Below are 14,950 nucleotides of genomic sequence, written 5' to 3' on the forward strand. Positions count from 1 at the left end.
ACCAAGCCCCGCAACAGCCCACAGCGGCAAACCCGCTCACGCCCCGGCAATCCGCCACAACAGCACGCACCGCACCCGCCACACCGGACGCGGCGAACCAAGCCTCGGAACCTGCTTGGCCACGCCCCTTGCCGAGAGACCCGCTCACGCCTCATCACCCCGGCAATCCGCCGCGATAGCCCGCAACGCGTCCGCGAACCCCGCGGCCACCCCGGCCACCGTCTCTCGCGAATGCTGATCCGGCTGGTAGTACCAGGAAAACTCCAACTGTCCCTCCCGCGCCCCGCCGACGACCTCCAGCGCGTGCGGCGAGCGGTTCGCCGGGTCCTGGTCCCGGCCCAGCGGCGGAAGCGAGCGCAGGAACAGCCCGTCGCCCGAGCCGGTGTTCTCGCCTTGGCCCAGGTAGTTGAAGGCGACCCGAGGGGCACCCCGGCCCAGGTCCGGGAACCGGAAGCACCGCAGGACCCCATGCCCGAAACCGTTCCCGGGCACCGCGCGCAACTGCCGCCGGACCGACTTGACCTGGTTTCGCCAGCTCGCGGCCGGATCCACCGCCAAGGCGACCGGGAACAAAGTCGTGAACCAGCCGACCGTCCGGGTCAGGTCGACGTCGTCCAGGATTTCCTCCCGGCCATGGCCTTCGAGGTCGATCGCCACCGCTGACTCGCCGGTCCAGCGCGTGAGCGTCCAGGCCAGCGCGGTCAGCAAGACGTCGTTGATCCGCGTTCGATAGGCACCGGGCGCGAGGTGCAACAGGGCATCGGTGTCACGTTCGCCGACGCGGATCGACACCGATTCCTGCGGTTCGGGGGCCGCACCCACCCGGTCCGCCGGAATGTCGCAGCCGGGCAGGTCGCGGGCCCAATGCGAGCGTTCGTCGTCCAGCGCACCGGATTCCGCGAACTCCCGCAGGCGGTGTGCCCAGTCCCGGAAGGACGTCGTCTTCGGGCCAAGGTCGGGCTTTTCCCCGGCTTCGATCTGCCGGTAAGCCCGTTCCAGGTCCTCCAGCAGGATGCCCCACGAGACCGCATCGACCACCAAGTGGTGCGCGACCAGGAAAAGGCACGGATGCTCGGCAGCATCCGACACGAGCGCACGCAGGTGCGGAGGCCGGGCCAGATCGAAGCTCGCCTGGGCCTCGCCTGCGGCCCGCTCCAGGTCCACAGTGGACACTCGGCGCAAGACGGACCCGGAGCCGGCCGGGTCGTTGTGCTGGATCCACCCCTCAGCGGTCCGCTCGAAGCGCAACCGCAGCGCGTCGTGGTGAGCCACCAGCGCGTCGACGGCCTGGCGCAGCACTTCTTCGTCGACCGGGCCGTTCAGCTCGATCAGCACGGACTGGTTGAAATGCGCGGGGTTGACCGGCGAAGCATCCAGGAACCACCGCTGGATCGGCGTCAGCGGGACGGCCCCGACCACGGCCTCGCGATCGTCCTCGGCCGCATCGGCGGGCTGGACCGCTTGAGCCAGTTCGGCGACCGTTTGATGGGTGAACAGGTCCTTCGACCGCATCGCCAGCCCAGCCTGCCGGGCGCGGTGCACGACCTGGATGCTGAGCAGCGAATCCCCGCCGAGTTCGAAGAAGTTGTCCGCGGCGCCGACCCGCGGAATTCCCAGCACCTCGGCCCACACGGTCGCCAGCAGTTCCTCCAAGCCGGTGCTCGGGGCGAGGTACCCGGCGGTCCGCAGCGCCGACAGATCCGGCGCGGGCAAGGCAATGCGGTCGATCTTGCCGTTGGGGCTCACCGGAACCGAATCGAGCGGCACGAACACCGACGGGATCAGGTAGTCCGGCAGCGTCTCGCCCAGGAAGGCGCGCAGCTCCGTGGTTTCGCCGACCACATAAGCGACCAACCGCTTGTGCCCGTTGGCTTCCCGAGCCACCACCACGGCCTCGTGAACCGCCGGATGCCGCCGCAGTGCCGACTCGATCTCGCCGAGTTCCACCCGGAATCCGCGGATCTTGACCTGGTCGTCCACCCGCCCGGCGAACTCCAGCTCACCCGAAGCGGTCAGCCGGACCACGTCGCCGGTGCGGTACATCCGCGCCCCGGGCGGGCCGTAGGGATCCGCGACGAACCGGTCGGCGGTCAGGCCGGGCCGGGACAGGTAGCCGCGCGCCAGGCCGACGCTGCGGACGTACAGCTCGCCCGCCGACCCGATCGGCGCCTCGCGCAAGCCAGCGTCGAGCACGCGCACTTCGGTGTTCCGGATCGGCTTGCCGATCGGCACCGTTCCGCCCGGTGCCAGCGGTTCGCTCCACGAGGTCACGACGGTGGACTCGGTAGGCCCGTACGCGTTGACCATCCGCCGCCCGGGCGCCCAGCGGGAGACCAGCTCAGCGGGGCAGACGTCCCCGCCGACGACGACGGTCCGCAGGTCCGGCAGCGCCGTCTCGGGCACGGTCGCCAGCGCGACGGGCGGGAACTGCGCGTGCGTGATCCGGTGCTCCGCCAGCAGATCGGCCAGTTGCGTGCCGAGCAGCGGGCCCTCCGGCGGCACGACGAGCGCGGCGCCGGAGGGCAGGGTCATGCAGAGTTCCGAGACCGACGCGTCGAAGCTGGGCGAGTTGAACGCCAGCACCCGGTCGCCCGGCCGGATCCGGAAATGCTCGATCTCGGCGGCGGCGAAGGACGCCAGGCCCGCGTTCGGCACGACGACGCCCTTGGGCCGCCCGGTCGAACCCGACGTATAGATGACATACGCGGGTTGATCGGGGTCGACGGGGACGTCGAGGTTCGTGTCGGCGTACTGCCCGGCGTCGAGTTCGCCGTCCACGACGAAGACCGGGTCGGCGTCGCGCAGCATGAACTCGATGCGCTCGGCGGGGTAGCCCGGGTCGACCGGCAGGAACGCGGCCCCGGTCTTCGCCACCGCCAGTTCGGCGAGGATAAGCGTGGTCGAGCGCGGCAGCCGGACGGCGACGATCCGTTCCGCCGCGGCACCCCGATCGACCAGCAGGCGCGCCAGCTGGTTCGCCCGCGCGTTCAGTTCGGCGAAGGTGATTTCTCCGGCAGCGGACACCAAAGCCGGAGCGTCGGGCGTCCGCGCGGCCTGGGCTTCGAACAGCTGGGCCATCGACGCGGCCGGGACGGCCACCGCGGTGTCGTTCCAGGCCCGCAGCTGGTCCAGCTCGGCTTGCGGCAGCAGCGGCAGGCAAGACATCGGCTGGTCCGGCAGCTCGGCGAGAACGGTCAGCGCGGTCCGCAAGCGATCGGCGAGACGCTCGATCGTCGCGGCGTCGAACAGGCCGGTGGCGTAGTTGATCGCGGCGTGCAGCGACCGGCCGTCCTCCTCGAATTGCACGAGCAGGTCGAAGGTCGCGGTCGTGGCGGGCAGGGCGACCTCCTCGGCGACCAGCGCGCCGCCGCCCGGCCGGTCGCCGGTGTTCTGCAGCACGACCATCGCCTGGAACAGCGGCGTCCGGCTCGGGTCGCGGACTGGCTGAGCGGCGTCCACGACGCGTTCGAACGGCACGTCCTGGTGGGCGAACGCGTCGAGCACCGTGTCGCGCACGCCGCCGAGGAACTCCCGGAACGACCCGCGCGAGTCCACTGTGGACCGCAACACCAGAGTGTTGACGAAGAAGCCGATCAACCCTTCCAGCTCGGCCCGCTCGCGTCCGGCGGCGACGGTGCCGACGGCGACGTCCTCCTGCCCGCACCACCGCGACAGCACGACCTGGAAGGCCGCGACCAGCGTCATGAACAGGGTTCCGTGCTGTGCGCCGGCCAGTTCGCGCAGGTTCGCGGCGACCTCGGAGGGGATGGCGAAGCCGAACCACTCCCCCTCGTTCGCGCGGACGGCGGGACGCGGCCGGTCGGTGGGCAGTTCGAGCGGCGCCAGCCCGGCGAGCCGGTCCCGCCAGTGGCCGAGCTGCTCGTCGAGGTCGGGGCTGTCGAGGAAATCCCGTTGCCAGGCAGCGAAATCCGCGTACTGCACCGGCAGCTCGGGCAGCTGCGGCTCCTCGCCGCGGAGGTAGCCGGAGTAGCAGGTGTCCAGTTCGGCGGCCAGCACCCCGGCCGACCAGCCGTCGGTGACGATGTGGTGCAGCACCAGCAGCAAGACGTGCGCACCGGATTCCTCGCGGAACAACCGGGCGCGCAGCAGCGGTCCGGTGCGCAGGTCGAAGGGCCGGAGCGCTTCGCGCACCAGGGTTTCCTCGTCGAAGTCCTCCACCGGGAGGTCGATCGGCGCGGGCTCGTGGACGATCTGCACGGGGTGGCCTTCGATCGCGTCGAAGGTGGTGCGGAGCGATTCGTGCCGGGCGACGACCGTGTTCAGCGCCTTCCGCAAGGCGGCGATGTCGAGTTCGCCGCGCAAGCGCAACGCGGTGGGAGAAATGTACTCCAGGCCGCCGGGTTCGAATTCGTCCAGGAACCACAAGCGTTGCTGAGCGAACGACAGTGGCAGCGCACCGTCCCGCGCGACCACCGGGATCGCCTCGGGCGCAGCCTGCCCGACCGCGAGTTCCGCGGCGAACTGGCTGAGCGCCGGCGCGGAGAACAGCATCCGCGGCGACACCTCGACGCCGAACTCCGCGCGCACCCGGGAGGTGATCCGCATGCTGAGAATCGAATCGCCGCCCAGTTCGAAAAAGCTGTCGTCGGCGCCCACGCGGTCGATTCCGAGGACGTCGGCCCAGATCGCGGCGAGTCGCTGTTCCTCGGTCGTCCGCGGCGCGACGTACTCGGCGGTTCCGGCGCGGCCGGGTGCGGGCAACGCGCGGCGGTCGAGCTTGCCGTTCCGGGTGAGCGGGAGCGTGTCCAGCGACACGAACGCCGACGGGACCAGGTGCTCCGGCAGCCGTTCTCGCGTCCACTCGCGCAAGCCCCGCGCTTCGCCGACGACGTAGCCGACAAGGCGGCCTTCGCGGGCGATGACGGTGACGTCGGCGACCGCCGGATGCCGGCGCAGCACCGTTTCGATCTCGCCCGGCTCGACGCGGAACCCGCGGATCTTGACCTGGTCGTCGACCCGGCCGAGGTAGTCGAGCGAGCCCTCGGCGGTCCAGCGGACCTGGTCGCCGGTGCGGTACATCCGCTCCCCCGGCGGGCCGAAGGGATCCGCGACGAACCGGTCCGCGGTCAGTCCCGGCCGGCCGAGGTAGCCGCGCGCGAGCTGCGGTCCGGCGAGGAACAGTTCGCCGGGCAGGCCGGGCGGCACGGGTTCGCCGGTGTCGCCGAGGACGTACGCGCGGAAGTTGGTCAGCGGACGGCCGATCAGCGGCTGGTCGCCGGTCACCGGCGCGTGGATCGAGTCGACGGTCGCTTCCGTGGGCCCGTAGTAGTTGTGCCCGGTGACGTCCGCGGCGGCCAGCTGCCGCCACAGCGTTTCGGTGGCCGCCTCGCCGCCGGTGATCACCGTGCGCGGCCGGACGTCGCCGGTCGCCAGCCCGGCCTCCAGCAGCTGCTGGAGGTAGGCCGGGGTGAGGTCGAGCAGGTTGAGCCCGTGCGCGCGGACGGCCCGGACCAGAGCGATCGGGTCGAGCCGGGTGTCGTCGTCCAGCACGTGCAGCTCATGGCCGTCGAACATCGCCAGCAGCGGTTCCCACGACGCGTCGAAGGCCAGCGACGCGGTGAGCGCCGCCCGTTCCCGCCCGCGGTCGAGGAAGATCGCGTGGTGCGCGACCAGCAGGTTCACCAGTGCGCGGTGCTCGACGACGACGCCCTTCGGCGTGCCCGTCGAGCCGGAGGTGTAAATGACGTACGCGGCGGTGTCCGCGTCCGGCCGCTTCGAGAGCCGCGCTGGCGGCGCGTAGCTCTCGTCCGGCCTGCCCAGGACGACCACCGGGCGCGCGTCGTCGAGCAGGAAGCGGACGCGTTCCTCCGGCAGGTCCGCGTCGATCGGCAAATACACCGCGCCCGCCTTGAAAATCGCCAAGACCGCGATGACGGCTTCGGCCGACCGCGGCAGCATGACGGCGACCACGCGCTCCGGCCCGGCGCCCCGCTCGATCAGCTCCTCCGCCAGCTGCGTGGCACGGGCGTCGACCTCCGCGTAGTCCAGGACGGTGTCGTGGAAGATCAGCGCGGTCTCGTGCGGCATCCGCGCCACGGTCGCGTCGAACACGTCCAGCACCGTCTCCGCGGGAAGGTCGGCGGTATCGCCGTGTCCCAGAGCCAGCACCTGGTCGCGCTCGCCGGCAGTGAGCAGCGAGAGCGAACCGACGCGACGCTGCGGGTCGTCGACGATCGCGCGCACCAGCTGAGCGAGGTGTCCGGCCAGCCGGTGCGCGGTCGAAGCATCGAACAGCTTCGGGTCGTAGGAAAGTTCGAGCCCGAGCCGGTCGTGGAGATAGGCGGTGAGGTTCAGCGGGTAGCTCGTGGTGTCCAGCGATTCGACGTCCAGCACCCGGACGCCGTCCTGTCCGCTGTCTTCGATCGGATAGTTCTCGAAGACCACCACGCTGTCGAACAACGACGAGCCCGCCGGCACCCCGGTGAAGGTTTGCAGCTGTGCCAGCGCCAGGAAGTCGTGCCGGCGCGCGTCCGCCTGCTCGGCCTGAATCGCGCGCAGCCATTCGGCGGTCGGCTGTCCATTCCGGACTTCCACCCGCGTCGGGACGGTGTTGATGAACATGCCGATCATCACCTCGACGCCGGGCAGCTCGGGCGGCCGTCCGGAAACCGTGGTGCCGAACAAGACGTCCGGCTCGCCGCTGTAGCGCGCGAGCAGCAGCGCCCACGCTCCCTGCACGACCGAGTTGACCGTCAGCGCGGCGGCTTTCGCCATGTCGCGCAGCCCCGCCGACTCCTCGGCGGACAGCTCGACCAGCACCGTCGCCCCGGATTCCGCGCGATGCGCCTCCGTGGGACGGCGGTCGTAGGGCAGCGGCGTCGGTGCGGCGAACCCGTCGAGCACGTCGCGCCAGTGTTCCTCCGCCGCGGCCCGGTCCTGCCCGGCCAGCCAGGCGAGGTAGTCGCGGAACGGCCGTCGCGACGTCAGTTTCGCCGGCGTGCCTTCGACGATCGCCGTGTACTGCTCGCACACCTCGCCGAAGACCTGGGCGGTGCTCCAGCCGTCGAGCAGGACGTGGTGCGAGGTCCACAGCAGCTGCACCTCGTCGTCGGCGACCCGGGCGATCTCCAGGCGCATCAACGGCGGCGTCGCCAGGTCCATGCCCGCGGCCAGGTCGGCTTCGAGCAGTTTCGCCAGCTCAGCCTGCTGCTCTCCGGGAGCGAGGCCGCGCCAGTCGTGCTGCCCGACCGGCACCCGGACTCCGCGATGGACGCGCTGCACCGGCTCGTCGACACCGTCCCACACCGTGCTGCTGCGCAGGATCGGCGTCCGGTCCACCACGCGCTGCCAGGCCTCGGCCAGCGCGCGCGGGTCCCGGACGCCGGCCAGCCGCAGCCGGAACTGGTCGAAGTACGCGCTCGACCCGGTGTCGACCAGGCTGTGGAAGACCATGCCCGCCTGCAGCGCGGTCAGCGGGTAGATGTCCTCGACCTCGCGGCCGTCCCCGGCCAACCGGTCCACCGTCGTCTGGTCGAGCCGGGCGAGCGGGAAGTCCGACGGCGTGCGGCCGCCCGCCCCGGCGCAGTGCGCGATGATCTCGCGCAGCGCCTCGACGGTTGCCCCGGCCAAGTCGCGGACGGTCGTCTCCTCGTGCACCTCGGCGGAGTATTCCCAGGTCAGGTGCAGTTCGCCGGATTCGACCACGCCGACGACGTCCAGCAGGTACGGACGGATGCTGCCGGGTGCGCAGTCGTGGCCGAGGTTCTCCCCGTGGCCCTGGTACAGCCCGTCCTCGGCGGTTCCGACGTCCCAGCGGCCGTGGTAGTTGAAGGAGATCTGCGGTGTCGGGTCGTTCCGCAGCGGCGACTCGGTGAGGTAGCGCAGTGCTTCGTAGCCGACGCCCTTGTTCGGGATGGCGCGCAGCTGTTCCTTGACCGACTTGAGGATCGCGTCCCAGCCGTCTCCGGGAACAGTCAGCGCGACCGGGTACTGCGCGGTGAACCAGCCGATCGTCCGGGACAGATCGAGCGACGCGGCAATGTCTTCCCGGCCGTGGCCTTCCATTTCGAGCACGACCTGCGACCGGCCGGTCCAGCGCGCCAGCACGCGGGCGACGGCGCTCAACAGGACGTCGTTGACCTCGGTCCGGTACGCGCCGGGCACGTCTTGCAGCAGCGCGGAAGTCTCGGCCCGGCCCAGGGAAACCGACACCGAGCGCGCCGACTCCGCGGTGTTGCGCCCGGAGCGGTCGACCGGGAGCCCGGTCTCGACGCCGCGCAGCGCGCGCTCCCAGTACTCCGCCTCGCCGTCGAGCCCGCCGGAGCGGACGTAGCCGGCGAGCGTCCGAGCCCACTGGGTGAACGAACTGCCCGCCGGTTCCAGCGGTTCGCCCTGATAGGCGTGTTCCAAGTCGCCCAGCAGGACGCGCCAGGACACGCCGTCCATGACGAGGTGGTGCGCGGTGAGGAACAGCTGCGGGGAGCGGTCGCGGAAGGTGAACAGGACCGCGCGCCACACCGGGCCGTTGACGACGTCCAAAGAGGTCTGCGCACGCAGGGCCTCCGCGTGCATCGCGGCCACCACGTCGTCCACTTCGGACAGATCGGCGTGCCGCAGGATGGCCGCCGGTTCCGCGGCAGCAGGTTCTTGCTGCCGGCTTCCGCCCGCTTCGGAGAACCGCATCCGCAGTGCGGCATGGCCGGCGGTGACTTCAGCGATCGCGGCGGTCAGCCGCGGAACGTCCACGCAGGACAGTACAAGGTGGACGGACATGGTCAGCCGCCACGGCGCGGCCAGATGCGCGAACAGCCACGACTGGATCGGCCCGAGCGGTGCGGGTCCGGCCTGCTCCGGCAGCTGCGCGACCGGTCCGCCGGTGCTGACGACGCGGCCCAGTTCGGCGATCGTCTGGTGCTGGAAGAGGTCCTTCGACGACACCGTCAGCCCGGCCTGGCGAGCGCGGGACACCACCTGGATGCTGAGGATCGAGTCGCCGCCGAGGCCGAAGAAGTTGTCCTCGACGCCGACCTGGTCGACGCCGAGCACCGCCGACCAGACCTCGGCGAGCAGGGTCTCGGTCTCGGTACGCGGGGCCGCATAACGGTTTTCGGCTCGCGCGCCGGGCGCGGGCAGGGCTCGGTGGTCGAGCTTCCCGTTCGCGTTGAGCGGCAGTTCGTCCAACGCGACGAACACCGCCGGGATCATGTGCGCGGGCAGCGACCGGGCGAGGAATTCGCGCAGCACCGCGGTTCCCGGCACGGTCCCGGTCAGGTACGCGACCAGCCGCCGGGCGTCGCCGGCGCCGTGCGCGACAGCCACCGCGCCGGTCACGTCCGGATGCGCCGACAGGGCCGCCTCGACCTCGCCCGGCTCGATCCGGAAACCGCGGATCTTGACCTGGTGATCGGCCCGGCCCCGGTAGGCGAGTTCGCCGTCCGGGGTCCAGCACAGCAGGTCTCCCGTGCGGTACATCCGGGTGCCCGGCTCGCCGAACGGGTCCGCGACGAACCGGGAGGCGGTCAGGCCGGGCCGGTTCAGGTAGCCGCGCGCCAGTCCCGCGCCCGCGACGTACAGCTCTCCGGCGACCCCGGGCGGCACCGGTTCGAGGCAGGCGTCCAGGACGTAAGCGCGCAGGTCTGGGATCGGCACGCCGACGGTCGCGCGGTCGTCCAGTTCGCGGTACGTCACGTGCACGGTGGTCTCGGTGATGCCGTACATGTTGACCAGCCGCGGGCCGTCGGGATGCCGCCGTCGCCATTCCTCCAGGCGCACCGGGTCCAGGGCCTCGCCCCCGAAGATCACGTACCGCAGGCTCAACGGCGCGGACGGCAGCGAGCCGAGCCGGTAGAACGCCGACGGCGTCTGGTTGAGCACGGTCACCCGCTGTTCGGCCAGCAGGGCCAGGAATTCTTCCGGCGAGCGGACGGTGCCGGACGGGACCACCACGAGGCGGCCGCCGTGCAGCAGCGCGCCCCACAGTTCCCAGACCGAGAAGTCGAAGGCGTAGGAGTGGAAGAGCGTCCAGACGTCCTGGTCGCCGAAGCCGAACCAGTGCTCGGTCGAGGAGAACAGCCGGGTCGCGTTCGCGTGCGGGACGAGCACGCCCTTGGGCACGCCGGTGGAGCCGGAGGTGTAGATGACGTACGCGGTGTTCTCCGGCCGGACTCGCACGCCGGGCTCGGTGTCGGGCTGGTCGTCCGCGGCGACCGTGTCCACGACGCACACCGGCTGCGCGTCGGCGAGCATCGCCTCGATCCGCGCGGGCGGGTAATCCGGGTCGATCGGCAGATAGCCCGCACCGGACTTCAGCACCGCGAGGATCGCGACGACCAGGTCCGGCGAGCGCGGCAGCCGCAGGGCCACCAGGCGTTCCGGCCCGGCGCCCTCGCCGATGAGCCGGTGCGCCAGGCGGTTCGCTCGCCGCTCCAGCTCGCGGTAGGTCAGGTCGATGCCTTCGCAGGTCACCGCGACCGCGTGCGGGGTGCGGGCGGCTTGCGCGGCGAACAGCCGGTGCAGCGTCGGCTCCGGGGGCGCGACGGCGACCGGGTTCCATTCGCGCAGGACGCGGTCGCGCTCGGCGGAGGTGATCCACGGCAGGCGGCCGAGCGGCTGCGCGGGCGTCGCCGCGATTCCGGCCAGCAGGATCCGCAGCCAGCCGCTCAGCTGCTGGACGGTGGCCGCGTCGAACAGGTCGGTGTTGTAGTTGACGACCGCGTCGAGCCGCCCGGCGGTCTGCTGGAAGTGGATCGCCAGGTCGAAGCCGGCGGTCACGATCGGCGGCGCGACCTCCTCGACGGCGAGCCCGGGCAGCGCGGGCCGGGCGTCCGGGGTGTTGTGCAGCACGACCATGACCTGGCACAACGGCGTGCGGCTGGGGTCGCGTTCGGGTTGGACGTCGTCGACGACGCGGTCGAATGGCACGGCCTGGTGCGCGAACGCGTCGAGCACGGTGTCCCGGACTTCGCCGAGGAAGGCGTCGAAACCTCGGTTCAAGTCCACTGTGGACCGCAGGACGAGAGTGTTGGCGAAGAAGCCGATCAGGCCTTCCAGCTCGGTGCGTTCCCGGCCGGACACGACAGTGCCGACCGCGACGTCGTCCTGTCCGGACCACCGCGCGAACAGCAGCTGGCAGGCGGCGAGCAGAGTCATGAACAGCGTGCTGCCCTGGTGCCGGGACAGCTCGGCGAGCCGCGCGGTGGTGCCGGCCGGGATGCTGAACTCGTGCAGGGCGCCGTTCTTCGTGCGGACGGCCGGGCGGGGCCGGTCGGTCGGCAGTTCCAGCGGCTCCAGACCGGCGAGGCAGTGCCGCCAGTAGCTGAGCTGACCGTCGAAGTCGGTGCGGTTCCGTTGCCAGACCGCGTAATCGGCGTAGTGCACGGGCAGCGGCGGCAGCCCTGGCTCGTCGCCGCGGGTGAACGCGGTGTAGCAGGCGGCGAGTTCGCTCAGGAGCACGCCGGCGGACCAGCCGTCGGTCACGATGTGGTGGAGCACCAGCGTGAGTACGTGGTCGTCGGGGCCGAGCCGGGTGAGCGCGGCGCGCAGCAGCGGGCCGGTGTGCAGGTCGACCGGGCCGGTCGCGGCGGCCAGCGCGGTGGCGAGATCGCCGTCGGCTGCCTGGAGATCGACGGCGTAGGGCGGGTGGACGATCTGCCCGCCCCGGCCCTCGGCTGTCGCGAAGGTCGTGCGCAGCGATTCGTGCCGGGCGACGAGTGCGGTGAGCGCCTGGTTCAGCGCACGCACGTCCAGGTCGCCGCGCAGCCGCAGCGCCGTCGGCGAGACGTACTCGGTGCTGCCGGGGTCGAATTCGTCGAGGAACCAGAGTCGCTGCTGGGCAAAGGAAAGCGGAGCTTCGAACGGTCCTTCGCCGCGCGGGATCAGCGGGATCGCTTCCTGCGGCGCGGAGGCGGCGGGCAGTCGCGCGGCCAGCAGCGCCGGGGTCGGTGCGGTGAAAACGAGCCGGGCGGGCACGTCGGCGCCCAGTTCGGCGCGCAACCGCGCGACCACGCGGATGCCGAGCAGCGAATCGCCGCCGAGGGCGAAGAAGTCGTCTTCGACGCCGACTCGCTCCAGGCCGAGCACCTCGGCCCAGACGTCGGTCACGAGCCGTTCGCGCTCGTCTCGCGGAGCGAGGTACTGCGCTGACGCGGAAACCTCCGGCTCCGGCAGCGCCCGGCGGTCCAGTTTTCCGTGCCGGGTCAGCGGCAGCCGGTCGAGGCGGACGAACGCCGACGGCACCAGGTGGGCGGGCAACGACTGGGTCAGCGCGGCGCGCAGTTCGGCGGGCTCGGCGTCGCCGACGAGATACGCGACGAGCCTGCCGTCACGCGCGTCGACGGCGGCATCGACCACCTGCGGCTGCGCGCGCAGCGCGGTCTCGACCTCGCCGGGCTCGATCCGGAAGCCGCGGACCTTGACCTGGTCGTCGGTCCGGCCGAGGTGTTCCAGCTGCCCCTCGGCGGTCCAGCGGGCGCGGTCGCCGGTCCGGTAGAGGCGGGTTCCCGGCGCGCCGAAGGGGTTCGGCACGAAGCGGTCGGCGCTCAGGCCTGGCCGGCCGAGGTAACCGCGCGCGAGCTGGGCTCCGGCGAGGCAGAGTTCGCCGGGGACCCCGGCCGGGACGAGGCGGAGCTGTTCGTCGAGAACGTACGCGCCGACGTTCCCCAGCGGACGGCCGATCGACGGGCGGTCCCCGGTCACCGGAGCCCACGTCGAGTCCACAGTGGACTCGGTCGGGCCGTAGTAGTTTCCGGCGGCCACCCCGGATCCGGCGAGTTCGTGCCACAGGCTCGCCCCGATGGCCTCGCCGCCGACCATGAGGAACCGCGGCCGCTGTTCGCCGTCGAGCAGTCCGGCGGGCAGCAACTGCCGCAGGTAGGACGGGGTCACGTCGAGGAAGCCGATGCGCTCCTCGCGGACATAGCGGGTGAGCGCGGCCGGGTCGAGCCGGGTTTCGTCGCTGATCAGGTGCAGTTCGTGGCCGTCCGCCAGCAGCAGCGGCCCTTCCCACGACGTGTCGAACGACAGCGACGCGGTGAGCGCCGCGCGCAACCGTTCGCGGCCGAACGCGGACCGGTGGTTGGCCAGCAGGTTCGCCAGCGCCGCGTGCTCGACCACGACGCCCTTGGGCGTGCCGGTCGACCCGGAGGTGTGGATCACGTAGGCCGCGTCCGACGGCTTGGGCGCGGGCGGGCGCGGACCGTCGGTGAAGCCGCCGATGCGGTCCAGCACCACCGCCGGCCGGGTGTCGGCCAGCAGCGTCTCGATCCGCTCGGCGGGCAGGCCGGGATCGATCGACTGGTGCACCGCCCCGGCTTTGAGCACGGCGAACAGCGCGACGATCGCGTCGGCCGAGCGCGGGAGCAGCACAGCCACCACCCGGTCCGGCCCCGCGCCCCGGCCGGCGAGATCCGCGGCGAGCACGTCGGTGCGCGCGGCGAGTTCGGCGAAGCTCAGCCGGACGTCGCCGCACACCAGCGCGGTCGCCGCCGGCTGGGTCCTGGCCTGGTGGTCGAGGAGGTCGACGATCGTGCCGTCCGGGACGTCGAGCACCGGGCCGCGCCAGCCGAGCAACCGGGCTTCCTCGGTCCCGGTGGTCAGCGGCAGGTCGGCGATGCGGCGGCCCGGGTCGGCGGCGATCCCGGCCAGCAGCCGCAGCAGGTGGGCGATCAGCCGGTCGATCGTCCCGGCCTCGAACAGTTCGGTGCTGTACTCGACGAGCCCGGCCAGGCGGCCGCCGGATTCTTCGAACTCGACAGTGAGGTCGAAGGTGGCGGAATCCCGTGCCACCCCGGCCGGTTCGGCGGCCAGGTCCGGGAACACCGGCCCGGTCCCGGTGGCGTTGTGCAGCAGCACCATGACGTCGAACAACGGGTTGCGGCCAGGGTCCCGGCCCGCGTGCACCGCGTCGACCACTTCCTCGAACGGAACGTCGTCGTGGGCGAAGGCGTCGAGGACGGTTTGCCGAGCCGCGGCCAGGTGGTCGGCGAACGGAGCCGACCGGTCTACTTCGCAGCGCAGGACGACGGTGTTGACGAAAAACCCGACCACCCGCTCCAGCTCCGGGCGGTCCCGGCCGGAGACGACGGTGCCGAGCGCGATGTCCTCCTGCCCGGTGTAGCGCGCGAACAGCGCCTGGCAGGCCGCGAGCAGCACGGTGAACAACGTGGTTTCCGAGGTGCGCGCCAGGTCCGCGAGCCCGCGCGCCACGTCGGAGGGAACGGCGAACTCGCGCACCGCACCCGCTGTGCCGCGAGCAGCCGGACGCGGCCGGTCGGTCGGCAGGTCGAGCGGGGGCACACCGGCCAGCTGCCGGGTCCAGTGCTCCAGCCCGGCCGCACGGGTCGGGCGATTGTGCTGCCACACCGCGAAATCCGCGTACTGCAACGGCTGCGGCGGCAGGTCCGCGCGCTCGCCGTCGCGGTAGAGGAGGCCGAGTTCTTCGGTCAGCACGCCCATCGACGCGCCGTCGGTGGCGATGTGGTGCACGCACACCAGCAGCACGTGCTCGGCCGGACCAAGCCGCACGAGCACGGCGCGCAGCAACGGCCCGTGCGAGAGGTCGAAGGGCCGCGAATACTCCGCCTTCAGGACAGCGTCGAGGTCTTCCGGCGCGGCGTCCGCCACTGCAAGCGCCACCTCGTACGGCGGCCGGATGACCTGCCGGGGTTCGCCGCCGGCTTCTTCGAAGGTCGTGCGCAGCGGTTCATGCCGAGCGACCAGCAGCCGCAACGCCGTCGCCAACGCCTCGACGTCCAGCTCACCGGTCAGCCGCAAGGCGAACGCGCTGTTGTACTCGGGATCGTCCGGGCGCAGCTGGCTGAAAAACCACAGCCTGCGTTGCGCGGACGACAAAGGGACTGGGCCGGAACGGCCGGCGGCCGCCGGGATCTCCGGCGCGCGGCCGGCCGTTCCGGCCATCCGGCGGCGCAGCGCTTCCTGCAGGTGAGCGGGCAGCGCCGCGATGCGGTCCGCACGGGACGAGGTCATGGGGGTC

The 14,950-nt window shown here is 71.9% G+C and carries 1 protein-coding gene; it reads right to left on the reverse strand.

Translation table 11 applies throughout. The features are described 5' to 3' along the window. Positions 1–144: 144 nt before the first annotated feature. The gene (locus tag A4R44_RS22715) at positions 145–14,943 is read right to left on the reverse strand and encodes a non-ribosomal peptide synthetase (protein WP_067584142.1); all 14,799 of its coding nucleotides are present in this window, start codon (positions 14,941–14,943) and stop codon (positions 145–147) included. Positions 14,944–14,950: the final 7 nt, after the last annotated feature.

Source organism: Amycolatopsis sp. M39 (assembly GCF_001651785.1).
Lineage (GTDB): Bacteria > Actinomycetota > Actinomycetes > Mycobacteriales > Pseudonocardiaceae > Amycolatopsis > Amycolatopsis rubida.

What these genes read in the sequence shown, in the direction of transcription:
- A4R44_RS22715 (WP_067584142.1), bottom strand. Translation starts at nt 14,943, where the DNA reads ATGACCTCGTCCCGTGCGGACCGCATCGCGGCGCTGCCCGCTCACCTG.